The organism is Azospirillum sp. TSH20 (assembly GCF_003115935.1).
GTDB lineage: Bacteria > Pseudomonadota > Alphaproteobacteria > Azospirillales > Azospirillaceae > Azospirillum.
Genome location: NZ_LGQU01000056.1, coordinates 12663 through 38318, shown reverse-complemented (window position 1 = coordinate 38318; position 25656 = coordinate 12663). Strand labels below are relative to the sequence as shown.

General features: G+C 67.6%; 26 protein-coding genes and 2 pseudogenes. 12 read left to right on the top strand and 16 right to left on the bottom strand.

Translation table 11 applies throughout. The features are described 5' to 3' along the window. Positions 1-80 precede the first annotated feature (80 nt). Complete coding sequence (locus tag TSH20_RS16510; protein ID WP_085082798.1) at positions 81-833, bottom strand: SDR family oxidoreductase; 753 nt, start codon at positions 831-833, stop codon at positions 81-83. Between the two features lie 321 nt (positions 834-1154). Here TSH20_RS16510 and TSH20_RS16505 point away from each other — a divergent pair, with 321 nt between their 5' ends. Both TSH20_RS16505 and TSH20_RS16500 read left to right on the top strand, forming a co-directional pair. Beyond that, complete coding sequence (locus TSH20_RS16505; protein ID WP_085082800.1) at positions 1155-2168, top strand: AAA family ATPase; 1014 nt, start codon at positions 1155-1157, stop codon at positions 2166-2168. Continuing rightward, on the top strand, positions 2158-3033 hold the full coding sequence (locus TSH20_RS16500) for a ParB/RepB/Spo0J family partition protein (protein WP_244560502.1): 876 nt from the start codon (positions 2158-2160) through the stop codon (positions 3031-3033). The genes TSH20_RS16505 and TSH20_RS16500 overlap by 11 nt, the downstream gene beginning before the upstream one ends. Positions 3034-3136: 103 nt before the next feature. Here the strand turns inward: TSH20_RS16500 and TSH20_RS16495 are convergent, their stop codons facing one another. Genes TSH20_RS16495 through napE form a run of 6 tightly spaced genes read right to left on the bottom strand, consistent with a single transcriptional unit; the run spans position 3137 to position 7940 of the window. Next, positions 3137-3808, bottom strand: a complete 672-nt coding sequence (locus tag TSH20_RS16495; RefSeq protein ID WP_085082805.1) for a cytochrome c3 family protein — start codon at positions 3806-3808, stop codon at positions 3137-3139. Next, the gene (locus tag TSH20_RS16490) at positions 3805-4290 is read right to left on the bottom strand and encodes a nitrate reductase cytochrome c-type subunit (RefSeq protein WP_085082807.1); all 486 of its coding nucleotides are present in this window, start codon (positions 4288-4290) and stop codon (positions 3805-3807) included. Before TSH20_RS16490 ends, TSH20_RS16495 begins: the two co-directional genes overlap by 4 nt. 15 nt (positions 4291-4305) lie before the next feature. Then, entirely contained in the window at positions 4306-6798 is a 2493-nt protein-coding gene (napA, locus tag TSH20_RS16485; protein WP_109075756.1) for a periplasmic nitrate reductase subunit alpha, read from the bottom strand. A 55-nt stretch (positions 6799-6853) separates the two neighbouring features. Beyond that, entirely contained in the window at positions 6854-7165 is a 312-nt protein-coding gene (locus TSH20_RS16480) for a chaperone NapD (RefSeq protein ID WP_085082812.1), read from the bottom strand. Further along, positions 7152-7697, bottom strand: coding sequence for a ferredoxin-type protein NapF (napF, locus tag TSH20_RS16475; RefSeq protein WP_085082814.1), 546 nt, complete (start codon positions 7695-7697; stop codon positions 7152-7154). The genes TSH20_RS16480 and napF overlap by 14 nt, the downstream gene beginning before the upstream one ends. Positions 7698-7712: 15 nt before the next feature. After that, positions 7713-7940, bottom strand: coding sequence for a periplasmic nitrate reductase, NapE protein (gene napE, locus TSH20_RS16470; protein ID WP_085082816.1), 228 nt, complete (start codon positions 7938-7940; stop codon positions 7713-7715). Between the two features lie 319 nt (positions 7941-8259). Here napE and TSH20_RS16465 point away from each other — a divergent pair, with 319 nt between their 5' ends. The 8 genes and pseudogenes from TSH20_RS16465 to TSH20_RS16430 all read left to right on the top strand — a co-directional run. Next, positions 8260-10605, top strand: coding sequence for a NosR/NirI family protein (locus TSH20_RS16465; protein WP_085082818.1), 2346 nt, complete (start codon positions 8260-8262; stop codon positions 10603-10605). Between the two features lie 86 nt (positions 10606-10691). Further along, positions 10692-12641, top strand: coding sequence for a TAT-dependent nitrous-oxide reductase (gene nosZ / locus TSH20_RS16460; protein ID WP_085082820.1), 1950 nt, complete (start codon positions 10692-10694; stop codon positions 12639-12641). A 78-nt stretch (positions 12642-12719) separates the two neighbouring features. Next, positions 12720-14084, top strand: a complete 1365-nt coding sequence (locus TSH20_RS16455; protein ID WP_109075754.1) for a nitrous oxide reductase family maturation protein NosD — start codon at positions 12720-12722, stop codon at positions 14082-14084. Beyond that, on the top strand, positions 14081-15007 hold the full coding sequence (locus TSH20_RS16450) for an ABC transporter ATP-binding protein (protein WP_085082824.1): 927 nt from the start codon (positions 14081-14083) through the stop codon (positions 15005-15007). Before TSH20_RS16455 ends, TSH20_RS16450 begins: the two co-directional genes overlap by 4 nt. Further along, entirely contained in the window at positions 15004-15828 is an 825-nt protein-coding gene (locus TSH20_RS16445; RefSeq protein ID WP_109075753.1) for an ABC transporter permease subunit, read from the top strand. The genes TSH20_RS16450 and TSH20_RS16445 overlap by 4 nt, the downstream gene beginning before the upstream one ends. Continuing rightward, positions 15828-16361, top strand: coding sequence for a nitrous oxide reductase accessory protein NosL (locus TSH20_RS16440; RefSeq protein ID WP_109075752.1), 534 nt, complete (start codon positions 15828-15830; stop codon positions 16359-16361). The genes TSH20_RS16445 and TSH20_RS16440 overlap by 1 nt, the downstream gene beginning before the upstream one ends. Further along, positions 16361-17371, top strand: coding sequence for an FAD:protein FMN transferase (locus TSH20_RS16435; RefSeq protein ID WP_109075751.1), 1011 nt, complete (start codon positions 16361-16363; stop codon positions 17369-17371). The genes TSH20_RS16440 and TSH20_RS16435 overlap by 1 nt, the downstream gene beginning before the upstream one ends. Before the next feature lie 18 nt (positions 17372-17389). Further along, positions 17390-17533 (top strand): annotated as a pseudogene (locus TSH20_RS16430) (twin-arginine translocase TatA/TatE family subunit); the annotation flags it as partial. A 201-nt stretch (positions 17534-17734) separates the two neighbouring features. Here the strand turns inward: TSH20_RS16430 and TSH20_RS16425 are convergent. The 5 genes and pseudogenes from TSH20_RS16425 to TSH20_RS16405 form a co-directional block, all read right to left on the bottom strand. Then, on the bottom strand, positions 17735-18646 hold the full coding sequence (locus TSH20_RS16425) for a U32 family peptidase (protein ID WP_085082834.1): 912 nt from the start codon (positions 18644-18646) through the stop codon (positions 17735-17737). 13 nt (positions 18647-18659) lie between these two features. After that, positions 18660-19658 (bottom strand): peptidase U32 family protein, encoded by a 999-nt coding sequence (locus TSH20_RS16420; protein ID WP_085082836.1) that lies wholly within the window; start codon positions 19656-19658, stop codon positions 18660-18662. Between the two features lie 6 nt (positions 19659-19664). Then, positions 19665-20342 (bottom strand): SCP2 sterol-binding domain-containing protein, encoded by a 678-nt coding sequence (locus TSH20_RS16415; protein ID WP_085082838.1) that lies wholly within the window; start codon positions 20340-20342, stop codon positions 19665-19667. Between the two features lie 101 nt (positions 20343-20443). Continuing rightward, positions 20444-20890, bottom strand: coding sequence for a hemerythrin domain-containing protein (locus TSH20_RS16410; RefSeq protein ID WP_085082840.1), 447 nt, complete (start codon positions 20888-20890; stop codon positions 20444-20446). 112 nt (positions 20891-21002) lie between these two features. Continuing rightward, positions 21003-21335 (bottom strand): annotated as a pseudogene (locus tag TSH20_RS16405) (VOC family protein). A gap of 299 nt (positions 21336-21634) precedes the next feature. On the opposite strand from TSH20_RS16405, the gene TSH20_RS34975 reads away from it, so the two are divergent. After that, positions 21635-21787, top strand: a complete 153-nt coding sequence (locus TSH20_RS34975) for a hypothetical protein (RefSeq protein WP_158282005.1) — start codon at positions 21635-21637, stop codon at positions 21785-21787. A 48-nt stretch (positions 21788-21835) separates the two neighbouring features. Here the strand turns inward: TSH20_RS34975 and TSH20_RS16400 are convergent, their stop codons facing one another. From TSH20_RS16400 to TSH20_RS16385, 4 genes are all read right to left on the bottom strand, one after another. Further along, a complete protein-coding gene (locus TSH20_RS16400) occupies positions 21836-22738 on the bottom strand; it encodes an SDR family oxidoreductase (protein WP_085082842.1) in 903 nt (300 codons plus the stop codon). Positions 22739-22848: 110 nt separating this feature from the next. Continuing rightward, a complete protein-coding gene (locus TSH20_RS16395; RefSeq protein WP_085082844.1) occupies positions 22849-23364 on the bottom strand; it encodes a DUF2249 domain-containing protein in 516 nt (171 codons plus the stop codon). Positions 23365-23572: 208 nt separating this feature from the next. After that, positions 23573-23842, bottom strand: a complete 270-nt coding sequence (locus TSH20_RS16390; protein WP_109075750.1) for a hypothetical protein — start codon at positions 23840-23842, stop codon at positions 23573-23575. 314 nt (positions 23843-24156) lie between these two features. Then, complete coding sequence (locus TSH20_RS16385; RefSeq protein ID WP_247871641.1) at positions 24157-24792, bottom strand: TetR/AcrR family transcriptional regulator; 636 nt, start codon at positions 24790-24792, stop codon at positions 24157-24159. Between the two features lie 51 nt (positions 24793-24843). Here TSH20_RS16385 and TSH20_RS16380 point away from each other — a divergent pair, with 51 nt between their 5' ends. After that, positions 24844-25653 carry a crotonase/enoyl-CoA hydratase family protein gene (locus TSH20_RS16380; protein WP_109075748.1) on the top strand — a complete coding sequence of 270 codons (810 nt, stop codon included), beginning with the start codon at positions 24844-24846 and terminating at the stop codon, positions 25651-25653. The last annotated feature ends 3 nt before the right edge of the window (positions 25654-25656 follow it).

Below are 25656 nucleotides of genomic sequence, written 5' to 3'. Positions count from 1 at the left end.
CAAAATGCTGACAATTCTCAACGCTCGGGTCCGTGACGCACTGGCAGCCATTCCCACCAACACATGAACAAGACAGTTGCTCATCCCACCGTATAGCCGCCGTCGACCACCAGCTCCTGGCCGTAGATGTTCTTTGCCTGATCGGAGGCGAGGAACAGCGCCGCGTCGGCGATGCTCTCCGGGGCGCCGAACGCACCGGGGAACAACCGGGCCGTGACGGTGGCGGCGACCTGGCCCAGCACGTCCTCGGGCAGGCCGACCTTGCTCCAGATCGGCGTGGCGATCGGGCCGGGGGCGACGGCATTCACCCGGATGCCCTGCGGTGCCAGTTCGGCCGCCAGTGTCTTGGTCGCCGAGGTCAGCGCCGCCTTGCTGGCGCTGTAGATCGCCAGACCGGGGAAGCCGACCTGCACCAGGAATGTGGTGACGAAGACGATCGAGCCGCCCCGGCGCATGTGCGGCAGGAACAGCCGCGCGGTCTGCAGCGCCCCGACGAAATTGACCGAGAACTGCTCTTGGATGGCCTGTTCGTCGCTGTCGGCGAAGGAGACCACCTTGGCGACCCCGGCGTTCGGCACCACCACGTCCACCCCGCCGAAGCGCTCGACCGTCGCCGCGACCAGTCGCTCGAGGTCGGCGCGCACGGTGACGTCGCCGGGCACGGCCAGCACCTGATCGGGGTTCCGTGCGGCGAGGTCCTGAAGCGCCCCGACGCTGCGGGCGAAGACGGCGACCTTGGCACCCTCGGCCAGATAGCGCTCGACAATGGATGCGCCGATGCCGCTGCTGCCGCCGGTGACGACGGCGACCTTGCCGTCCAGAAGCTTCGCCATGAAGGGTCTCCCTGTTCGAAATCGAGACCGGGAGCCGTGTGGGTCCCGACGTCGGAAGCATCGGAGAAACCGGGTCCGAGAGTCTTGATCTTGGTCAAACAATTGTGCGTGGGCGACCCTGCCGGTGGAAAACCCTGGATGCTCAGGGCCTGGCGGCAGATCGCGGACGGCGAGTTCGACGGGATAAGCCCCGTGGAGGCGCTCCGTGCCGGCCGGACCACGTCTTCTGGAAGGTCTGCCGCCACGCTCTCCCAACGGCCTCCTTGACCATTGTAGCATCTACCCCTACCCTCCGGCCCTGTTCATGCTGGGGAGGGGACGGTGAAGGGCGAGGAGTTGCGGACCCAACGGGAAGCGAAAGGACTGTCGCAGTCCGAATTCGCCGTCTGGCTGAACGGGCGGCTGCAGCGCCGCTATGACAAGCAGAAGATCAGCCGCTGGGAAAACGACGCGGAGCGCATCCCGGCGGCCGTCGATGCGCTGATGACGCGCGAGATCGCCGGGCCGGAGCCGGAAAGGCTGGGCGGCCCTGCACTGGTCGTCGTCGTGGCGAACCAGAAGGGCGGCTGCGCCAAGACGGTGTCGGCGGTGAACATCGCCTCGGCCCTGGCACTGAAGGGCTATTCGACCATGCTGATCGACTGCGATCCGCAGGCCAACGCCACCCAGCATCTCGGCATCGATTCCTACACGATGGAGACGGAGGGCAAGACCCTCTACTACGTCATGCATGGCGACCTGGAACTGGACGACATCCTGGTCACCGTGCCGGAAAGCGGCCTGCGCGTCGCCCCCTCCTCCATCCGGCTTGCCGAGACGGAGGTGGAGCTGGGCAAGGAAGCCGGTGGCGACTTCATCATGAAGGAGAAGATCGCCGCGGCGAAGCGCAGCTTCGACTTCATCGTCATCGACACGCCGCCCAACATCGGCGAGCTGACCAAGAACGCCATGGTCGCCGCCCACACCGCGATCATCCCCTGCCAGACCGAGAAGTTCAGCCTGCTCGGCATGGCCTTCCTGCTGGAAAACGTCGCGAAGATCCGCCGGCGGATGAACACCGCGCTCGGCGTGCTCGGCATCGTGCCGACCATCTTCAAGCAGCGGGAACGCAACGACCGCGAGGTTCTGGAGCAGATCCAGGAACAGTACGGCCCGCATCTGCGGGTGTTCGATCCGGTGCCGAAGGCGTCGGTCTATGCCCAGGCGACCTCGGTCGGCCGCGCGGCGGTGGAAGCGATGCCGGACGTGGCCGGCGCCGCCGTCTATCGCGACGTCGCCTCCGCCCTGGTCGAGGAACGCACCGCCCGCATCAAGGAGGTCGACCGTGTCGCGTAGTCTTCTCGGCAAGGCAACCAAGCCGGCGCAGAGCGCCACCGCAGCCGCAAGGATGAAGGACGCGCTGTTCGGCCTCAGCCGCCACGCGCCGCATCTGGTCGAGGTGCCGGTCGACCGCATCGCCCCCAACCCGAACCAGCCGCGCCGCGAGTTCGACGAGGAGGAACTGCGCGGGCTGTCCGCCTCCATCGAGCGTCACGGGTTGCAACAACCGATCGGCGTTCGCCAGACGGCCGACGACAGCTGGCAGCTGGTCTATGGCGAGCGGCGGCTGCGGGCGATGCGGCTCTTGGGACGGGAGACCATCTTCGGCATCCTGTTCACCGGTGACGACGACGAGGAGATCGCCATCGTCGAAAACCTCCAGCGCAGCGACCTGAACCCGCTGGAGGAATCCGACGCGCTGGCCCGACTGGCCGAACGGCACGGCTATTCCCACCGCCAGCTTGCCGAGGCGCTCGGCCGCAAGAAGACCTACGTCACCATGATGCTGTCCTTCCAGCGTCTGGCCCCGGCGATCCGCGAGGACTATCCCCTGCTCCGCCCGACCAAGGCGAAGCTGGAGGCGCTGGCCGCCATCGACGACCAGGACGAGCAGCTCCGCGCCTGGGAAAAGCTGAAGCGCGCCGAGGCCGGTTCCCCGCCCTCCCCGGCCGCCGCCCAGCCCAGGCGCGAACCGGTCAGCGTCCCCGCCGGCATCGCGTCCAGCGCCCTGCCCAAGCGCGTCTCCAAGCCGGTCTTCCAGGCCCGCGACATGCTGCAGGAACTTCAGGCCAAGCCGCAGCCGCTGTCCGACACCGACCGGCAGGCGCTGGCCGACATGCGCACCGCCATCGACGCCATCCTGGCCGGAGCCGGAAAGTAAGACTGGTCGGAATCCGACCACCGCGCGAAGGGTGGTCGGATTCCGACCAGGATTGAACTCTTCCAAAATCGCCCTCTCCCGCCCCGGGAGAGGGAATCTCAGATCACCTCCCCTCCCCGCCCGCATTCGCCAGCCAATGCCCGATCGGCTTCTGCGGGTTGTCGGACGCCTCGCTCCAACCCGGCGGCACGCCCTGCATGTCGGGCAGGCGGTGGGCGATGCCCTTGTGGCAGTCGATGCAGGTGCGCTCCCCGGTGAACAGGTACTGTTCATGGATGCGCGCCGCCCGCGCCCCCTGCTTGGTGATGTCCATCGAATCGGCGCTGTGGCAGTTGCGGCATTCCAGCGAGTTGTTCGCCTTCAGCCGCGCCCACTCATGCTCGGCCAGTTCGCGGCGCTTCGCCAGAAACTTGTCGCGCGTGTCGATGGTGCCGAAGATCTTGCCCCAGACCTCCTTCGACGCCTGCATCTTGCGGGCGATCTTGTCGGTCCACTGATGCGGCACATGGCAGTCGGGGCAGGTCGCCCGCACGCCCGACCTGTTGGTGAAGTGGATGGTCTGCTTCATCTCCTCATAAGGGTTCGCCTGCATCTCGTGACAGCCGATGCAGAAGGCTTCCTTGTTGGTGGCCTCCAACGCGGTGTTGAAGCCGCCCCAGAACATCACGCCGGCGATGAAGCCGCCCAGCGTCAGGAAGCCCAGGCTGAAGGTCCGGCTGGGACGGGAGAAGGTCTGCCACGCCTTTTTCAGCGACACCGGAACCCGCGGTTTCATCGACGATCCCCCCGGTCCGACGGCCGGCTGACCAGACTGTCGAGATCCTTGAAGGTATTCGGGACGATGGGCTGGGCCGTGGTCTGCGGCACATGGCACTGCATGCAGAAATACCGCCGCGGCGACACGGCGCCCAGCGTCTGGCCCTCACGGTCGACGTAATGGGTGATGCTGACCATCGGCGCCTGCACCGCCTCGGTGAAGCGGCGGCTGTGGCAGGTCAGGCACTGGTTGTTGTTCAGCGTGATCTGGTAATCACGGACATTGTGTGGGATCACCGGCGGCTGCTCCGGGTAATTGCGGGCGACGCGGCGGTCGTCGGTGACGTCCGGCGGGATCGGCGGGGCAGGGTTCTGCTCGACGAAATTGACCGGCGGCCGGAACGGCGAGTCCAGGCGCAGCGCGGGCGTACCTTGCGCCGACAGAACCGCCGGCACGAGGAAGGGCAGAGCCGCCAGCGCGGCAAGGTGATGGGGTCGCATGGCTCAACTCCTCCCTCAGGCAGCGACGATCTTGACGGCGCACTTCTTGAAGTCGGTCTGCTTGCTGATTGGGTCGGTGGCGTCCAGCGTGCATTTGTTGATGAGCCGGGCGGAGTCGAACCACGGCACGAACACCACGCCGCGCGGCGGCTTGTTGCGCCCGCGCGTCTCCACCCGCGTCAGCATTTCGCCGCGGCGGGAGACCACCTTCACCTCCGATCCGCGGCGCAAGCCCCGCGCCTTGGCATCGTCGGGATGCATGAAGACCAGGGCCATCGGCATCGCCTTGTACAGCTCCGGCACCCGCATGGTCATCGACCCGCTGTGCCAATGCTCCAGCACGCGCCCCGTCACCAGCCACAGGTCGAAGTCATGGTCGGGCGCCTCCGCCGGCGGCTCGTAGGGGAAGGCGAAGACGTTGGCCTTGCCGTCCGGGTTGCCGTAGAACCGCACGTCCTCGCCCGTCTTCACGAAGGGGTCGTAGCCCTCGCGGTAGCGCCAGCGCGTCTCCTTGCCGTCCACCACCGGCCAGCGCAGGCCGCGCACCTGATGATAGGTGTCGAAGGGCGCCAGATCATGGCCGTGCCCGCGCCCGAAATCGGCATACTCCTCGAACAACCCCTTCTGGACGTAGAAGCCGAAATGCTTGGCTTCGTCGTTGGCATAGTCCTGATCGACGTCCGACAGCGGAAAGCGGTCGACGGTGCCGTTGCGGTACAGCACGTCGAACAGCGTCTTGCCGCGATAGGACGGGTTGGCGTCCAGCACCGCCGCCGGCCACACCTCGTCGGTGGTGAAGCGCTTGGAGAACTCCATCAGCTGCCACAGATCCGACCGCGCCTCCCCCGGTGCAGTGACCAGCTGGTGCCAGAAATGGGTGCGGCGTTCGGCGTTGCCGTAGGCGCCTTCCTTCTCCACCCACATCGCCGCCGGCAGGATCAGGTCGGCGGCGGACGCGGTGACGGTGGGGTAGGCGTCCGACACCACGATGAAATTGTCCGGGTTGCGGTAACCGGGATAGGTCTCGTTGGCGCTGTTCGGTGCCGCCTGCAGGTTGTTGTTCACCATGATCCAGTAGGCGTTCAGCTTGCCGTCCTTCAGCATCCGGTCCATCAGCACGGCGTGATAGCCGATCTTGCCCGGCAGCAGGTCCTTCGGCAGCTTCCACGCCTCCTCCGCATGGGCACGGTGGGTCGGGTTGGTGACCTGCATGTCGGCAGGCAGCCGGTGGGCGAAGGTCCCGACCTCGCGCGCGGTGCCGCAGGCCGACGGCTGCCCGGTCAGCGAGAAAGGACCGTTCCCCGGCTGGGAGATTTTCCCGGTCAGCAGATGGATGTTGTAGACCATGTGGTTGGCCCAGACGCCGCGGACATGCTGGTTGAACCCCATGGTCCACAGCGACATGACCTTGGTCTTCGGGTCGGCATACAGTTCCGCCAACGCGGTCAGCCGCTCCTTCGGCACTCCCGTCAGCTCCGCCGTGTAATCCGCCGTGTAGGTGCTGACGAACTTGGCGAAGGCGTCGAAATCGATGGGCTTGGAATCGGTCGGGTCCTTGGCGTTGGCCGCCCGCACCTCCAGCACATTCTCCGGCCGCAGCCCATAGCCGATGTCCTTCTGGCCGAGCCGGAAGTTGCAGTGCTTTTCGACGAACTCCCTGTTCACCCGGTTGGTCTGGATGATGTGGTTGGCGATGAAGTTCAGGATCGCCAGATCGGTCCCCGGCGTGAAGATCATCGGGATGTCGGCCAGCTCGAAGCTGCGATGCTCGAAGGTCGACAGCACCGCCACTTTGACATGCTGGTGCGCCAGCCGGCGGTCGGTGACGCGGGTCCACAGGATGGGGTGCATCTCCGCCATGTTGGAGCCCCAGAGGACGAAGGCGTCGGCATTCTCGAAATCGTCGTAGCAGCCCATCGGCTCGTCCATGCCGAAGGTGCGGATGAAGGCGACGGCGGCCGACGCCATGCAGTGGCGGGCGTTGGGGTCAAGGTTGTTGGTGCGGAAGCCGGCGCGCATCAGCTTCGTCGCGGCATAGCCCTCCCAGATCGTCCATTGCCCGGAGCCGAACATGCCGACCGCCTCCGGCCCCTTCTCCTTCAGCACCCGCTTCCACTGGCGGGCCATCTCGTCGAAGGCGCGGTCCCACGACACCGGCTGGAACTCGCCCTCCTTATGATATTGCCCGTCGCGCATGCGCAGCAGCGGCTGGGTCAGCCGGTCCTCGCCATACATGATCTTCGACAGGAAATAGCCCTTCACGCAGTTCAGGCCGCGGTTCACCTCCGCCTGCATGTCGCCGTGGGTGGCGACGACGCGGTTGTCCTTAGTCGCGACCATCACGCCGCATCCGGTGCCGCAGAACCGGCAGGGCGCCTTCGACCATTTCAGCGCGGTGTCCTCGCCCGCCACCAGCGAGCTTTGTGCGGCGGCCGGCAGGCTGATGCCCCCGGCGGCGGCAGCGGCGGCCACCGCCTGGGCCTTGATGAAGTCGCGACGGTCCAACATGGGCATCCCCCTTCTTCTTCTGGTGTTCGGATCCGGCTGGCAGGGCAGGGCAGGGCTAGCTCCCTTCGGCGGCCTCCACCTCCGTGCGGTCGATGTGCCCCCGGTCGATGTGGTGAAAGACCATGACGGCGGAGAACACGCCGTCCAGCAGGTGCAGCGCGGTCATGCGGTCGGCGATCCAGCCCTCATGCGGTCCCTCGACGGTGACCACCATCTTGCCGGCCTGTTCGATGTGGAGTTCGGTGCCGGGCAGGGTGGCGATGGCGGCGCGCACCATCGCCTGCCGGTCCGGCCGCACATGCAGCAGCAGCGAGGCGAGATGCCGTTCGGCGCTCGTCCCCAATCCCGTGATGTCATCGAACGGCATGGCTTGGGCTCCCGGTCTTGTGAGGGGCGGTCTGGTGGGTGAGGGTGACGGCGCCGGACGGGCAGGCGGCGACGCAGGCGCCACAGCCGGTGCAGGCCGCCTCGTCGATGCGGGCATGGGCGGCCCCGCCGGCCGCCGGTTGGAAACGGATCGCCCCTTCCGGGCAGGCGTCCTGGCAGCTCCGGCACACCACCCTCTGCACCGCAAGGCAGGATGGCGAGACGCTCGCCCGCAACGCCCAGGGCGGCGCCGTCCGGTCGAAGATCGGCTCGGCGCAGGCATCGGCGCAGGCGCCGCAGAAGCTGCATTCCCCGCGCGTGAAATCGACCTCGGGATAGCCGCCGTCGCCGGGCCGCAGGATCGCCTCGGGACAGGCCGCGGCACAGGCGCCGCAGCGGGTGCAGAGCGCGGTAAAATAATCGGGACGGGACCAGGGGGGGTGGATCGGCGCCGGCCCTGCCGCCGGCCGACCGCGCAGGAGGCCCCGCCTTCCCCGGTCTATGGATCGACCATCTAAGCCATCATCGGCCATGGGACGGTCCCTCCGTCAGACCGGCGGCGGACCGGGCGGACCCAGGATCATCTGCGACATCCAGACGATGAAGCCATAGCCGCCGACCACGGCGATCGACAGCACCGGCCAGATGAACACCGCCAGCAGCAGGAACATCGCGATCTCGCGCCGGCGGGTGCCTTGGTCAACCGGCGGGCGCGGGTCGGCAGAGGTGGAGGCATCGACATTGCGGGCTGGGCTGCCTTGCCGGGCTGCGCTCATGGGATGTGGCCTTCCGCTTTATCTCGGGCTGACCGTTCCAACCGCAAATTGCTGGAAACGTCTCGCAGCAGCCCACTGCCCCTAGGGAGTATGCCATCAGGCGAGTAATTCCCCATCCCCCTCCACTTCTGGGGAGAAAGGAAGCCACACAGCCAGAGAGGGTATTTCTCGGGCCAAATCACAACCCCAGCCAAAAGTTGTTGATCTGGCGCAATTCGTACGGCGATCCGCCGAACTCTTGACCTTGGTCAAGTCCTTACGCGCTGGCTGGGTATTTGATCCGCCGGAAACACCGAAGCCAATTGGCGAAAGCCGGAGGATGGCCGTCGTGAGGTTCACGCGTTTGCAACGTTGGGTGGGATCGGCACTTGTCGCCGTCCTTTTGCTGCTGACCGGCATTGCCGCGGCCGAGGCGGCCGAGAGCGGCCGGCTGCTGCCTTATCTGGCGAAGCTGCAGCCTTCCGATCTCGTCCCCGGCGCCGACCGCTTCGGCAAGCCCACCCCGAACGCCCCCACCGTCCCCGTCTACAAGGGCGACGCCGTGGTGGGCCACGCCTTTCTGACGTCGGACTATGTCAACACCACCGGCTATTCGGGCCGGCCGATCGACGTGGTGGTCGGGCTGGCGGCGGACGGCACGGTGACCGGCGCCCGGCTGATGGACCATCACGAGCCCATCGTGCTGATCGGCATCCCGCCGGCCCGCATCAACGGCTTCATCAACGGCTATGTCGGCAAGAACGTGCTGCAGCTCGCCAGCCAGAGCGCCGCCAGCCCGCCGGTCGACATCGTGTCGGGTGCGACGGTGACCGTGATGGTCATCGGCGATTCCATCATCCGCTCCGGCAAGAAGGTGATGCAGTCGCTGGGGCAGGGCGGGACGGACGCGGAACCGGTCGTGACCAAGGCCATCGACCTGTCGAAGACCGGGGTCGAGGACTGGGCGACCCTGATCGGCGACGGATCGGTGCGCCGGCTGACCCTGACGGTGGGGGAGGTGAACGCCGCCTTCGAGAAGACCGGCAAGGCGGAGGCCATCGCCCGCGCCGAGGCCGGCAGCCCCGACGAGACCTTCATCGACCTCTATGCCGCCCTGGTGACCATTCCCACCATCGGCCGCTCGCTGCTGGGCGATGCGGAGTACGAGACCCTGACCAAGCAGCTGAAGCCGGGCCAGCAGGCGATCCTGGTGGCTGGGCAGGGGCGCTATTCCTTCAAAGGCTCGGGCTATGTCCGCGGCGGCATCTTCGACCGCATCGAACTGGTGCAGCATGAGGGCTCCGTCCGCTTCCGCGACAAGATGCACAAGCGCCTGGGCAGCGTCGCCGCCGCCGGCGCCCCCGATTTCCCGGAAATCGGCCTGTTCGTCCTGCCGGAGAATGCGGAGTTCAACCCGGCCGACTCCTGGCGCCTGCAGCTGCTGGTCCAGCGCGCCATCGCGGCGCTCGACAAGGTGTTCGTCACCTTCGACCTCGGCTACCAGCCGCCCGACAAGTTCCTGAAGACCGAAAAGCCGGCCGCTCCGGCCCCGGCCCCGGCATCGGCCGCCGCACCGGCGTCCGCCCAATCCGCCAGCCACAGCGCCGCCATCCAGGCCGCCGGTGCGGCGGAGGCGGAGGAAGCCGCCGAAACGCCGCTGTGGCAGCGCATCTGGCAGAACCGGAAGGTCGATGTCGCCATCCTGTCCGTCGCCATCCTTCTGCTGACCGGCATCTTCTTCTTCCAGGACCAGCTGACCAAGCGTCCGGCGCTGTATGAGCGGGTGCGGACGGCCTATCTGGTCTTCACCCTGGTCTGGCTCGGCTGGTACGCCACGGCCCAGCTGTCGGTTGTCAACGTCCTGACCTTCGCCAACGCGCTGCGCACCGATTTCCGCTGGGACTATTTCATGATGGACCCGCTGGTGTTCATCCTGTGGTTCTCGGTGGCGGCGTCGCTGCTGTTCTGGGGCCGGGGCGCCTTCTGCGGCTGGCTCTGCCCGTTCGGCTCGCTGCAGGAACTGCTGTCGAAGGCGGCGAAGAAGATCGGCATCCGCCAGATCACCGTGCCCTTCGGCCTGCACCAGCGCCTGTGGCCGATCAAATACATCATCTTCCTGATGCTGTTCGCCCTGTCGCTGCAATCGCTGGGCACCGCGGAGAAGGCGGCGGAGATCGAGCCGTTCAAGACCGCCATCATCCTGCATTTCGTCCGCGACTGGTGGTTCGTCGCCTTCGCCGTGGCGCTGCTGGCGGCGGGCCTGTTCATCGAACGCTTCTTCTGCCGCTATCTCTGCCCGCTGGGCGCGGCGCTGGCGATCCCCGGCCGGCTGCGGATGTTCGACTGGCTGCGCCGCTACAAGGAATGCGGCAGCCCCTGCCAGCGTTGCGGCAACGAATGCCCGGTCCAGGCCATCCACCCCGACGGCTCGATCAACCCCAACGAATGCATCCAGTGCCTGCACTGCCAGATGCTCTACCACCACGACCACAAATGCCCGGTCATGATCCAGAAGCGGCAGAAGCGCGAGAAGTGGCAGGCCGCCGAGGCCCGGCTGGCGGCGGAAAAGGAAGCCGCGGCCGCGGCTGCGGCCCAGCCCGCCCCCGCAGGCGCCGCCTCCCGCAGCACGGTGTCCACCGCCGATCCGGCCACCGGCCGGCTGACGATCCGGCCGCACCAGTCCTGACCGCCATCCCCTCATCCCCATAACGGGACCCGGTCGCAACGGGTCTCATGACAACCCCAAAAGCGGGGTCAGCGAAGGAGCAGACTATGTCGAGTGAGACCAACAACACGGCAGGCGTCAACCGCCGTGCTCTACTGGGCGGAACGGCGAAGGCCGCGGCGCTTGCCGGGCTGACCGGCGCGGTCGGCGGTGCGACCGCTGGCGGCATCGCGGGCAGCGCCCTGTTCGGTGCCACCGAAGCCCTGGCGGCCAACGCCCAGGCCGGCCACCTCAACGCCGAGGTGAAGCCGGGCGATCTCGACGAATATTACGCCTTCCATTCCGGCGGGCATTCGGGCGAAGTCCGCATCCTCGGCCTGCCGTCGATGCGCGAACTGATGCGCATTCCGGTGTTCAACCGCTGCTCCGCCACCGGCTGGGGCATGACCAACGAAAGCCGGAAGATCCTGACCGAGCACATGCTCCCGGAAACCAAGAAGTTCCTGGAGACGCGCGGCGGCATCTATCTGAACGGCGACGCCCACCACCCGCACATGTCCTTCACCGACGGCACCTATGACGGCCGTTACATCTTCATCAACGACAAGGCCAATACCCGTGTCGCGCGCATCCGCTGCGACATCATGAAGACCGACACCATCATCGAGATCCCGAACGCCGCCGCCATCCACGGTCTGCGTCCGCAGCGCTACCCGCGCACCGGCTATGTCTTCGCCAACGGCGAACAGCGCGTGCCGACCCCGAATGATGGCCGCGACCTGACCAACACGAAGGCCTACAAGTCGCACTTCACCGCCATCGACGGCGACACGATGAAGATCGCGTGGCAGGTCTGGGTCGACGGCAACCTCGACAACACCGACGCCGACTATCAGGGCAAATACGCCTTCTCCACCTGCTACGACTCCGAAGAGGGCGTCACGGCGGCGGAGATGACCAGCGCCGAGCAGGATTGGGTCGTCGTCTTCAACCTGAAGCGCATCGACGAGGCGGTGAAGTCCGGCAAGATCCCGTTGGTGAACGGCGTGCCGGTGGTCGACGGCCGCCACGGCAGCGCCTTCACCCGCTACATCCCGGTGCCCGCCAACCCGCACGGCATCAACGCCGCTCCGGACGGCATCCACGTCACCGTGAACGGCAAGCTGTCGCCGACCGTCACCGTGTTCGACGTGCGCCTGCTGGATGATCTGTTCGACGACAAGATCAAGCCGCGCGACGTCGTCGTCGCCGAGCCGCAGCTGGGCCTCGGGCCTCTCCACACCGCCTATGACGGCCGCGGCAACGCCTACACCACCCTGTTCCTCGACAGCCAGCTGGTGAAGTGGAACATCGACAAGGCGCGGCGTGCCTACAAGGGCGAGAAGGTCGACCCGATCGTCCAGAAGCTGGACGTCCAGTATCAGCCCGGCCACAACCACACCTCCATGGGCGAGACCAAGGAGGCCGATGGCAAGTGGCTGGTGTCGCTGAACAAGTTCTCCAAGGACCGCTTCCTCAACGTCGGCCCGCTGAAGCCGGAGAACGACCAGCTGATCGACATCTCCGGCGACGAGATGAAGCTGGTGCATGACGGCCCCACCTTCGCCGAGCCGCACGACACGCTGATCGTCCACCGCTCCAAGGTGAACCCGCGCTCGGTCTATGACCGCAACGACCCGATGTGGGAAGAGGCGCGCCAGCAGGCCAAGAAGGACGGCGTGGTGCTGGAGGATGACACCAAGGTCATCCGCGACGGCAAGAAGGTCCGCGTCTACATGTGGCAGCGTGCCCCGGCCTTCGGGCTGGAGGAGTTCACGGTCAAGCAGGGTGACGAGGTGACCGTCTATGTGACCAACATGGACGACATCGACGACCTGACCCACGGCTTCAGCATCACCAACTACGGCGTCTGCATGGAAGTCGGCCCGCAGGCGACCGCCTCGGTCACCTTCACCGCCGACCGTCCGGGCGTGCACTGGTACTATTGCCAGTGGTTCTGCCATGCTCTGCACATGGAAATGGCCGGCCGCATGATCGTCGAGCCGTCCTCCACCTGACCCGCGACGCTCCACCCGCCTCCACCCCTCCAGGGGCGGGGGCGGGTGGGGCACTCGTCACAGTTCCGAGAGCACCCCATGCGTCACCGCCTCTCCATCCTGCTCGGTGTCACACTTGCCCTGGTGACGGAACCGCTGGCCGCCGCCACGGTGACGGTGGCACCGGGCAGTTTGCAGGCGGCGCTGGCCTCGGCGGCTCCGGGGGATACGCTGGTGCTGGCCACCGGCGTTCATCCCGGGCCGCTGACGGTCCGCACCCCGGTCACCCTGACCGGCGAACCGGGCGCCGTCATCGACGGCAACGGCAAGGACAGCACGCTCACCGTGCTCGCTCCCGACGTCACCGTGCGGAACCTCGAGATCCGCAATTCCGGCCTCAGCCTGATCGACCAGAATTCCGGCATCTTCCTCGGCAAGGAGGCGCGCGGCGCCGTGGTCGAGGACAACCGGCTGCGCGACAACCTGATCGGCGTCTATATCTGGGGCGCCGCCGACAGCCTGGTCCGCCGCAACGACATCGTCGGCCGCACCGACCTTCGCGTGTCGGAACGCGGCAACGGCATCCAGCTGTGGAACGCGCCGGGCACCCGCGTGCTCGACAACAGCGTGCGCGAGGGACGCGACGGGCTGTTCACCACCTCGTCCCGCAAGAACGTCTTCTCCGGCAACCGGTTCGAGCGTGTCCGGTTCGCCGTCCATTACATGTATACGAACGATTCCGAGCTGACCGACAACGTCTCCATCGGGAACAATGTCGGCTATGCGGTGATGTTCTCCAACAACCTGCTGATCCGCAACAACCGCTCCAAGGCCGACCGCGAACATGGGCTGATGCTGAACAGCGCCAACGGCTCGCGCATCGAAGGCAACGTGATCGAAGGCAGCTTCGCCGGCGCGGTCTCCGACAGCGGCGAGGCGCTGCCCGACAACGACATCCCCCGCGACAGCGAGGCGATGAGCGACCGTCTGCGCAGCGGCACCTGGAAATGCGTCTTCATCTACAACGCCAACAAGAACCGCTTCACCGGCAACCGGTTCGAGGGCTGCGAGATCGGCGTCCATTTCACCGCCGGGTCGGAGCGCAACAGCCTGACCGGCAACGCCTTCATCGGCAACCGTACCCAGGTCAAATATGTCGGCACCCGTTATCTCGACTGGTCGGAGAATGGGCGCGGCAACTACTGGTCCGACAATGCGGCCTTCGACCTGAACGGCGACGGCATCTCCGACGAGCCCTATCGCCCCAACGACGTGGTCGACCGGGTGATGTGGGAATATCCGGCGGCCAAGCTGCTGATGAACAGCCCCGGCGTCCAGGTGATCCGCTGGGCGCAGAAGCAGTTCCCGGCCCTGCATCCCGGCGGCGTGATCGACAGCGCCCCGCTGATGGCGCCTCCTCCCATGCCAAGTTCCGTCCAGACTGCCGAAAGGAAACAGCCATGACCGACTTCACCGCAGAGGTGCAGGGCGTCACCAAGCGCTATGGCGAGACCGAGGCGGTGCGCGGTGTGGACCTGACGCTGGCGCCCGGCGAATGCGTGGCGATGGTCGGCCACAATGGCGCCGGCAAAAGCTCCCTCATCAAGCTGATGCTCGGCCTGACCACCCCGACGGAGGGACGCATCCGCGTGCTGGGCGGCGACCCGGCCAGCGCCGCCTGCTCCCACATCCGCCGCCAGATCGGCTTCCTGCCGGAAAACGTCGCCTTCCACCCCAACATGACGGGGCGGGAAACGCTGGACTTCTACGCCCGGCTGAAGGGCGCCCCGCGCCGCGGCAACGACGCCCTGTTCGAGAAGGTCGGGCTGGAACCCGCCGCGATCAAGCGCCGCGTCTCCACCTATTCCAAGGGCATGCGCCAGCGTCTGGCCCTGGCCCAGTCCCTGCTCGGCGGCCCGAAGCTGCTGTTCCTCGACGAACCGACCACCGGCCTCGACCCGGCCCTGCGCCAGAGCTTCTACGCCATCGTCGCCGAACTGCGCGACCAGGGCACCACGATCCTGCTGTGCAGCCACGCCCTGACCGAGCTGGAAGGGCAGGCCGACCGCGTCGTGGTGATGAACCGCGGCCGCAAGGTCGCCGACGGCTCGCTCGCCACCCTGCGCAGCCTCGCCCAGCTTCCGGTGCGCATCCGCCTGACCCTGCCGACCGACGACATCGACGCACTCGCGGCCAGGGTGGGGGAGGGCGCCGCCCTGACCCGTCTGGCCGGCGGCGTGGTCGAACTGGCCTGCGCCAACGACGACAAGGTCGGTCTGGTCCGCCGCATCACCTGCGACGGTCCCACGGTCGCCGACATCGAGATCGTCCAGCCCAGCCTTGACGAGATGTACGCCCATTTCCTGCGCCGGGAGGCCGCCGAATGAACACGCTTCTGATCGTCGCCGGCAAGGAACTGCGCGAGGCGACCCGCAACCGCTGGGTCGTCGCCACCACCCTGCTGATGGCCGCGCTGGCCCTGACGCTGAGCTTCCTGGGATCCGTCCCCACCGGCACGGTCGGCGTCGGCCCGGTCGAGGTCACCATCGTCAGCCTGTCGAGCCTGACCATCTTCCTCCTGCCGCTGATCGCCCTGCTGCTGTCCTTCGACGCCGTGGTGGGGGAGATCGACCGCGGCACCATGACCCTGCTGCTGTCCTACCCGGTGGCGCGCTGGCAGCTGCTGCTCGGCAAGTTCCTCGGCCATGCCGCGGTGATCGCGCTGGCGACCGTGGTCGGCTACGGCGCCGCCGGCGTCGCGCTCGCCATGGGCAACACCGCCATCGGTCCGGAAAGCTGGCGCGCCTTCGCCTCGATGATCGGGTCCAGCGTCATGCTGGGCGCCGCCTTCACCGCGCTCGGCTATCTCGCCTCCACCATCGTCCGCGACCGCGGCACGGCGGCCGGCATCGCCGTGGCGGTGTGGCTCGGCTTCGTCCTGCTCTACGACATGGCGCTGCTGGGCATCCTCGCCAGCGGCAGCGGCCTGGGGGTGGAGGCGCTGAACTGGCTGCTGCTCGCAAACCCGGCCGACGCCTACCGCCTGTTCAACCTCACCGGCTTCAAGGGCGTCAGCGCCTTCGCCGGCACCGCCGGCCTCGCCGCCCATGTCCAGCTGTCGGTCCCGCTTCTGCTGGCGGTGATGGCCGGCTGGATCGCCGCCCCGCTGGCGCTGGCCGCCGCCCTCTTTTCGAGGAAGCAGATCTGATGCGTACCCTGCGAACCGCCCTTCTCGCCGCCGCCCTGCTGCTGCCGCTCGCCGCCTGCAAGCAGGAGAAGGCGGAGATCGCTCCGCCGCCGCCGGTCACCCTGACCGCCGACGCCGTCGGCCATTACTGCGGCATGAACCTCGCCGACCATCCCGGTCCCAAGGGCCAGATCCTGGTGAAGGGGGAAGCGCGGCCGATCTGGCTGTCCTCCGTCCGCGACACCTTCGCCTTCACCATGCTGCCGGAGGAGCCGAAGGAGATCAGCGCGATCTATGTCACCGACGTGGCCAAGGCGACCGATCCCGCCGCCCCCGACATGACCGCCTGGGTCGAAGCGCGCCAGGCCTGGTACGTCCTCGGCAGCAAGCTCCGCGGTGGCATGGGCGACGCCGACCCCTATCCCTTCTCCGACAAATCGGCGGCCGAGCGCTTCGCCCAGGCCAACGGCGGCAAGGTCCTGCGCTTCGCCGACGTGCCCGAGGACCAGATCCTCGCCCCGCCCGCCGCCACCATGGCCGAGGGAGAGCATTGATGCAGACCGTCTTCACCCGTCCCCTGGCCAGACGCCGCTTCCTCGCCATCGGCGCCGTCGCCGCCGGCCTCTCGCTGTTGCCGCACCGCCTGCTGCGCGCTGAAGGAGTTCCCGTCCGCGTCTGGCGCGGCGTGGCGCTCGGCGCCGACGCCAGCCTGAGCATCGCCCATCCCGACCCGGCCGAAGCCGACCGCCTGATCGCGCTGAGCCTGGAGGAAGTCGCCCGTCTGGAGCGCGTCTTCAGCCTCTACCGCGCCGACTCCGCGTTGCGCCGCCTCAACCGCGACGGCGTGCTGGACTCGCCCCCCGCCGACCTCGTGCGGCTTCTCTCCGAGGCCGCCGCCGCCGCCCGCAACACCGGCGGCGCCTTCGATCCCACGGTGCAGCCGCTGTGGCAGCTCTATGCCGGCCATTTCGAGCGCCCGGACGCCGACCCCGCCGGCCCGCCGGCGGGTGCCGTCCGCGCCGCCCGCGCGCTGGTCGATGTCCGCGCCCTGCGGGTGGAGCCCGACCGCATCGCCTTCGCCGCCGGCGGCATGGCGGTGACCTTGAACGGCATCGCCCAGGGCTACATCACCGACCGCGTCACCGAACGGCTGAAGGCGGAGGGCCTGGGGCATGTACTGGTCGACATGGGCGAGTTGCGCGCGCTGGGGCATCATCCCTCCGGCCGTCCCTGGACCGTCGGCCTCGCCGATCCCGGCAACCCGGACCGCACCACCGCCACGGTCGAACTGACCGACGGCGCGATGGCGACCTCTGGCGGATACGGCACCCGTTTCGACACGGCGGGCCGTTTCACCCACCTGTTCGACCCGGCGAGCGGCACTTGCGCCGCCCAGTGGCTGGCGGTTACCGTGCAGGCACCGGACGCCACGACGGCCGACGCCCTGTCGACCGCGCTGTCGGTGGTGCCGGCGGATCGGGTTCCGGCCATCCTGGCCGCCTATCCCGGCGTCACCGCCCGCTTCACCCATTCCGACGGCCGCATCCTGCGGCTGCCGGCCTAAAGAGATCGGATCATCGTCATGGGAAGCTTCAGCCTGTTCCACTGGGCCATCGTGCTGCTGGTCGTCCTCCTGCTGTTCGGCGCCGGCAAGCTGCCGTCCGTGATGGGCGACTTCGCCAAGGGCATCAAGAGCTTCAAGGCCGGCCTGAAGGACGAGGACGAGGATCGCAAGCCGATCGCGTGATGGCTTGAGCGCATGCGACGGGTGCCCCCTCCCCATCCCTCCCCCACCTTCGGTGGGAGAGGGGGCAGGATGCTTGTCAGCGTGACTTATCTGCCAAAGCGGCGGCAGTTCCCTCTCCCACCGAAGGTGGGGGAGGGTTAGGGAGGGGGCACCGCACCCACCGCAGCACCCCCCGCCCCCTCACGCCACCCGCAGCGCCCCCGCGGTGTCGTGGTAGAACCCGTTCACCAGCGGCGCGTCGATCAGCCCGCCCAGTTCCGCGGCGACCTCCGCCCCGTCGCGCTGCCCATCCAGCACCGCCCGGAACGCCTCGGCGACGCGCACCATGTCCATCGCCTGCGGCGACAGGCGGAAGCGCGAAACCCCCATCTCCACCAATTCATTCATCTCCGCCGCCAGGCACAAACAGCCGTGCGACATCGTCTGCGTCCCGTTGACGGTCAGGAACGGCTGGCCGTCCATCGTCGTCACCGGCATGCCGTCCGGGTCGTTGCCGCAGACGAACTGGCAGCCGTCCTTGTGCAGCCCATGGGCGCGCGCGTGATAGCAGCGGGCCGAGATGGCGAGCGGCGCCCGTCCCCAGACCTGCACCTCGGTCTCCACCCCCAGTTCCCGGCCGGCCTTGGCCAGCACCGCGACGGTGGCAGCCGGCAGTTCCGCCGGCAGCGACACCGCCTCCGCGCCGCGCCCGGCCATCCAGCCCAGCGTCGCCTCGTTGTAGACGTTGATCGTCGGCCCGACCGCATGGGGCCGCCCGGCCAGCAGGGCCAGCGCCCCCATGTCGTTCGCCTCGATCAGGCCGCCGTCGGGCAGCCCGGCATCGGACTCCACCAGATCGCGCATCGCCGCCCGTTCGCGCTCGCTGCCGACCAGGATCGGGCTGGCGAGCCACACCGTCTTGCCGGCGGCGCTCAGCCGTTCGATCACGTCCCCCATCGCCTCGGCGAAGAAGGGCGCCCGCTTGAAGCAGACGATCTCGCCGACGATCACCGTGTCCACCGGCGCCTCGTCGGCGATGCGGGCGTAGAAGTCGCGCCAGCGGTCGACCGGCCAGTTGAACAGCACCGGCCCCAAAGTGAGTGAAGCAGTCATTCCGTAAAACTCCTCACCGCCATCCGCGGGTATAGGCACCGGTGGTCTGGGTTCCGCCCTCGACCATCGCCTGCAGATCGATGTGCGACACCGGCCGCCCGGCGGCGAAACTCTCCAGCGCCTCGCGATAGGCACGCACCACCGCGGCGATATAGGCCTTGCCGCGCTGCCGTCCCTCGATCTTCAGCGCCCGCACGCCGGCCGCCTTCAGTTCCGGCAGCAGGTCCATCGCGTTCAGGCTGGTCGGCTCCTCGAACAGATAGGCCGGCCCCTCCCCGGCGCCGTCACCAGCGACGAAGCGGCCCTTGCACAGCGTCGGATAGCCGGCCTGCTCGCCCTCGCCGAACACGTTGATGGTGAAGCCGCCCAGCGTGGAGGCCAGCGCGCCGCCCCGCTGCTCGTAGCGGACATGGTTGGCCGGCGAACAGACGCCCTGCTTGTTGGGCGACAGGCCGGTGGCGTAGGAGGACAGCGAACAGCGCCCCTCCGCCATCGGGCAGAGCCCGCCGAAGACGAACACCTCGGTCTCGATGTCGATCTCGGCGTTCAGCTTGGCGATTTCCGGCACCGTCAGCACGCGCGGCAGCACGACGCGCCGCACACCGAAGGCATCGCGGTACAGCCGGATCGCCTCGACATTGGCGGCGGAGGCCTGGACCGACAGGTGCAGCCGCAGGTCGGGATGCCGCTTGGCGGCATAGGCCAGCAGCCCCGGATCGGCCAGGATGACGGCATCCACCTTCAACCGCGCCGCATCGTCCACCGCCTTCTGCCAGGGGCCGAGATTGCCCGCCTGCGGATAGGTGTTGATGGCGACATAGACCTCGACGCGGCGCGCATGGGCGTAATCCACCGCATCGGCGACATCCTGCCGGGTGAAGTTCAGCCCCGGAAAATTGCGGGCGTTGGTTTCGTCCCGGAAGCCGAGATAGACGGCATCGGCCCCGGCATCGACGGCGGCGCGCAGCGCGGCCGGCGTCCCCGCCGGGCAGATCAGCTCGAAATTGTCCATGATTCCTTAGGCCCTCGTGCCCGGCAGCACCCCGGTGATGCGCGCCTCCACCCGCTCGATCCCCCGCCGCAACGGCGGCGGCAGCAGCCGGCGCGCCGCCTCGATCCGGTCCAGCACCGGCCCGGCATTGCGCCGCAGCACCGGCAGGGCGCGGGCCAGCGGCCCGGCGATGGAGGCGGCGTCGGCCACCAGATCCATCTCCTCCTCGCCATCCAGCGTGTTGCGCAATGCCAGGATCAGCGCGGTGTCGCCGGAAATGCTCAGCTCGCGCCGGAAGAACAGCGCATCGCCGTCGATCCGCCCCTCCAGCAGGTCGAGCAGCCGGGCATAAGGCCCCCGGACCACCGCGTCGGCTCCCGTCTCGTCCACACCGTCGACCCCACGGGGCAGGGCATGCAGCGACAGATCATGCCCGACACGCATCAGCAGGGCGACCGGCGCGTCCACCGGCTCGATCAGCACGCGGGCGTCCGGCATCTCGCGCAGCGCCTCGAAGGCACGCGGATGCCGCTCGGCCAGCAGCCGCAGCAGCCGGGCGAGCAGCGCATCGCTGGCCCGCCGCCCCAGCTTGGGCACCAGCCCCAGCCCGGCCCGGCTCAACCCGGTCTCGAACCGGCGGGCGCGCTCGTGGAAGGCAGGGGCATCGGAGGCGAAAACATTCGGTGCGACATCGGGATCGCGCATGGGCGGCTTCCCTCCTCATCGGTCATTCCGCCGCCCATGAAAGCCGGTAACCGCCTGACGTCATTGACCTCGGTCAAGTTCAAGCTTGAAAGGCTCCGCCGTCAGGCCGCACTCGCCAGCCCGGCGCGGTCGATCAGGTCGTACAGCTCGCGGTCCTCGCGGCCGATGCGGTGTTTCAGCGCGGCGACCACCTCCCGCGTCTCGCGGATGAAGGCGGCCGGGTCCTTGGCGACGGCGACTGGGCCGGGCCAGCGCGTGCGGTACTGGTCGAAACGCCCCCGCAGATCGCCCATTTCCGTCTGGAACCGCGCCGCCGTGCTGCGCAGCGCGGCATCCGGATGGGCCAGCAGCCGGGGATAGAGCGCGCTGTCCTCCAGCGACAGATGGACGGCGAAGGTGCCGAACAACTCCCGCACTGCGGCGATCAGCGCCGCCGGATCCGCCTCCACGGTGCGCGAGGCGAGCAGCGCTTCGATGCGCCCGACCAACTGGCCGACATTGGCATGATGATCGCGGTAGAGCGCGGTGCTGACGGTGACTTTGGACATGATGCTGTCTCCAACCGGGGCCGCCCTTGATTGGGCCGCGTTGAAGCCAGCATGCCGACGAGCGGCCGCGGCATCGTTGCGCCACCGCAAACAACTCCTATTCGCACTACTGTCAGTAATTGGCCCACAGGCCCGGCGTCACGAGTTCCACGAGATGACCGTCCGGATCACGGAAGTAAATGCTGCGCGCGCCCTTTCGCCAGGACACGGTGCTTTCGACCGCAATGCCGTGTTCGGCGAGTTTCGCCAGCCAGCCCTCCAGCTGATCGGCTGAAATGGCAAAGGCATAATGGATCTTTCCACCCCCGCCATGGGGAGGAATCGTCCCGCCGGGCGTTTCGAGGGGCCGGTCTGTCGACCCCTTCTAAAACAACAGCAAGACGCTGTTCGGCCCCACCGGATAGGCGGCAAGCCGGTTGTCCATGAACATCGCCTGCAGGCCCATGACGTCTTCATAGAAAGCGCGGGCCTTCGCAAGGTCATCCACATAAAGGCCGGTCTCAAGCACACCGTTTAGAACTGGTGCAGTATCCACAGTAAAAATCCCTCATTTTTAAGGAAATTCCTTATCGAGGGAGGAATTTTACTGCGACCGCGTCGGTTGCTCAAGGAATGATCCGGACTGAACCCGAATGTGGGCCCACTCACAGCGCCGGACTCCGGATGCGCCCAGGATCGCTCCAACGCCGCAAACCACCCCCGGTCGGATGGACGGCGCCGAACCTCGCCGGACGGAGCGATCCCATGACCATCCTGTGCATCACCGCCGCCACGTCGATCCTGAGCCTGGGTCTGCTGGTCGGGTGCGATCTCTGCTTCGAACTGACATCGGACATCGCCGGAATAAGGACCGCCCCATCCAACCGCCGTCGGTCCGGCGAAGACATCATGGGATAGGCTCCGCCGCAGCAATCAATCCGCCGCCGGCAGACCCGTCCGATCCCCTTACGGCTGACCGCTGCCGCCCGCCGCGCCAAAGACATGGCCGGTGGTGAAGCTGGCATCCTCCGCGGCAAGCTGGACATAGATGCTGGCAAGCTCCGCCGGCTGGCCCGGACGGCCGAACGGGGTCTGGCTGCCGAACTGCTTCAGCTTCTCCTGGCTGGCACCGCCGCTGACCTGAAGCGGGGTCCAGATCGGGCCGGGAGCCACGCCGTTGACGCGGATGCCCTTGTCGGCCAGCTGCTTGGCCAGCGACTTCACGTAATTCATCGTCGCCGCCTTGGTCTGGGCATAGGCATACAAATCCGGCGTCGGGTCATAAGCCTGTTCCGACGTGGTGCCGATGATGACCGACCCCGGCTTCAGGTGGGGCAGGGCGGTCTTGATGATCCAGAAGGGGGCGTAGATGTTGGTCTTCATCGTCGCGTCGAATTCCTCGCTGCTGACGTCGAGGATCGACGGGAACGCCTGCTGCCGCGCGGCGTTGCAGACGACGATGTCGAGCCCACCAAGCCCCGCGACCGCATCGGCCACCAGCTTCTGGCAGAAGCCCTCGTCGCGCAGGTCGCCGGGAATCGCCACCGCCTTGCGGCCGGCCTTCTCGATCAGCGCGACGACCTCACGGGCGTCCGGCTCTTCGGAGGGGAAATAGTTGATGGCGACGTCGGCGCCCTCGCGGGCATAGGCGATGGCGGCGGCCCGGCCCATGCCGGAATCGCCGCCGGTGATCAGCGCCTTGCGCCCGGCCAGCCGGCCGGAGCCCTTGTAGCTGGTCTCGCCATGGTCGGGCGGCGGATCCATGTCGCGGGCCAGCCCCGGCCAGGGCTGCGACTGGCCGTTGAAGGGCGGGCGCGGGTATTTGCTGCGGGGGTCCTGCGGCGTGACGGTGTCGTCCTTGCGGTCCATACCTGTCTCCTGATTCGGCACTCTGTGTGCGACGCGGTGAAGCGCCCCACACAGAACCGGTCGGAACAGGAATGGTTGCCGCAACCCTGACCGTCAGCCAAACGAGGTCCTCAGCCGCACATGCCGCCGCAGCAGGAGCCGTTGCGCCGGGCCAGCAGCCGCTCATACGCGATGCTGACCACGCCGGCCGGCGGGATCACGCCCTGCAGCAGCGACAGCACGTCGGCCTCCAGCGTGCCCGGCGGGATGTCCGTCACCTCGCAAACCGAGGCGCCGCTGCCGTCCGGCCCCAGCCGGGCATCCGCCGCCGTGACCGCCACATCGCCGTTGCGGTCGATGCACACGCGCAGGCTGGTCGCCACCGCGCCTTCGGGCCGGGAGATGCGGACCTGCCAGACCTCGGGACCCTGCTGCAGATACTCCCAGGCGAAGCCGGCGCCGAACAGGCTCAGCAGCTGGTGGTGCAGCGGACGCGGGTCATGGTCGTTGACCAGCGAGAAACCGTCGCCGGGCGTCAGGTCCTGCACCGACTGGAAGATCAGCTGGTGGCGCTGATAGGGCGGGATGGCGCGGAGATCGAGAACCGGTTCGGCCTGGGCGGTGGCGTGGGAGTTGGTGGTCGGCATCGTCGTCCGTCTGGTCTGTGGGGGAGCGGCAGGATCGCCATGCCCCCCTGTACTCCGGATCACCGCCCCCTTCTTTGCTCCAGCACAAACGCCGGAGAGGGTGGGGCGCTCAGCCGGCCCCCTCCCCTGCCAGTGCGGAGGCGAAAGCCCGGTCCGCCCTGTTGCGGCGAGGCGAGCGGTGCAAGAGACGCCTCATTTCCGTTTGCGATCAAGCGACGCGGACGGAGTTCGGGCGTCCGAGGTCGAGCATGCGGTTGAGGACCTTGACGCCAGTGGCGACCTCGGTGATCTGCGCCTGATCGGAATGGAAGTGCAGCGCCTTGCCGAGGACGCCCTTCCAGCGCGCCATTTGGCTCTCCACGCCAGCCCTCTTGCTGTAGCCGCTGGTCTGCTGCCCCCTCATCCGCCCGGTCTGGGTGATCATCTGGATGTGACGGTCGCGTTGGGTGGGAACGGTCTCGGTCGTGTCGCTTAGCACGGCATCTCGGACCAATTCGTCACGGTGCGCTTCGTTCGCGGAATGTGATGGCGACGAGCGGCACTGGCCTTGTGCGGCATAGCGGGCAGCCAGATCGGAGACGGGGGCGTGACCTACGACACCCGCCGCATCCACGCAACATGGCGACTCGGGGCTCAAAAGGATCGCTTCCGCCAGAGGTCGTTAATGAGCGGCATCCTGCAACCCGAGTGCCCGCGGCGTGGGCGGTGGGGTGTCCGGCGTTTTTCCTGGAAACGGCTTGCCCGCACCTGGGCTCCCGCCTTCTTGCGCTGAACGGGGAGCCCCGGCGCCGATCAGGCTTGGCCCTGCCGGTCCCCTTGTTTCCGTGGATGGCTCTCCACCAAAGCGCGGGCGGCGAATCCGGCGTCCTCGAACCAGCTGGCATCGCGGTGCACCAGCGATGCTGAGAAGGCGCCGTCGAGCAGCAGTAGGATACGGCGTGCAAGGGCTTGGGGATCTTCGAAGCCTCCAAGCTCCAGTTCCTCCGCAAGCCATGAGGCAAAGGCGCTTTTGTGGCGTGCGCCGATCTTCACCGCAGGATGGCCCGGCATAGCGGCAAGTTCCGCTGTGGTCCGCAGAAACCCGCAGCCCTTCCACTTCGGGTGGCGCGCGCTGCGTGCAAGGCTGACGAAGATGGCCGCGACCTTCTCCCCGGTCCCGCCCTCGGCGTCGGCGAACCAGCGTGCCATCTGGGTCAGGTTGGGCTGGTCGCGCGCGTCGAGATAGGCGGCAACGAGGTCATCCTTGCTCTCGAAATGGTAATAGAGCGTGCGCTTGGTGACGCCCGCCTTTTCGGCGACGGCATCGACGCTGACGCGGCCGATGCCTTCCGCATAGAAGAGCTTGGAGGCGGCTTGGATGATCCGTCCGCGCGTATCCGCATATCGTGGCATGGCGTCAAAAGTATACCGTACAGTGAGTATACTCAAGCAACTTCGACGACGATCATGTCCTCCTTACCAGCGAGGAGGAGTCCGATCATGACCGAGTGTGTCCTTAAGCAGATCAACGGAGCGATTGCGACGTTGACGCTCAACCGTCCGGAAAAGCTAAACGCCCTAAATTACGAGACCATCGACGCCTTGCTCGCCGCTCTCGACGGGATAGAGGATGATATCCATGTGCGTGGGGTGATCCTCACCGGTACCGGGCGCGCCTTTTCCGCCGGCGGCGACATCCCCGAATTTTCACGTTCCGTGGCACAGAGTCCTGAAGCGGCACTTCGGGACTTCGTAGCACGCGGCCAGCGGCTCACCGCCCGCATCGAAGCCTTTCGCAAACCCATCCTTGTGGCGGTCAACGGTCTCGCCTATGGCGGCGGCTGCGAAGTGACGGAAGCTGCACCGCTCGCCATCGCCAGCGAGCGCGCTGTTTTCGCCAAGCCCGAAATTCGCATCGGCATGCCGCCCACCTTCGGCGGCACACAGCGCTTGCCGCGGCTGGCCGGACGAAAGCGTGCCATGCAGTTGCTTCTCACCGGCGAGACCTTCCCGCCCGACCGAGCGCTGGAACTGGGACTCGTCAACGCGGTCGTTCCTCACGAGGAGCTGCTGCCGGCGGCGCGGGCGCTGTTGGAGCGCATCCTCGTCCACTCGCCGCTCGCCGTCGCCACCATCCTCACCGCCGTTACGCGGGGCGTCAATCTGCCCATCGCCGAAGGTTTGCTGGTCGAGGCCGAGCAATTCGCCCGGATGGCGCCGACCGCCGACCTGCGCGAGGGGCTCGACGCCTGGATTGCCCGGCGGGTTCCGGCCTATGGCGGCATGTGGTCATCCACTGACAGGAGCTGAGTG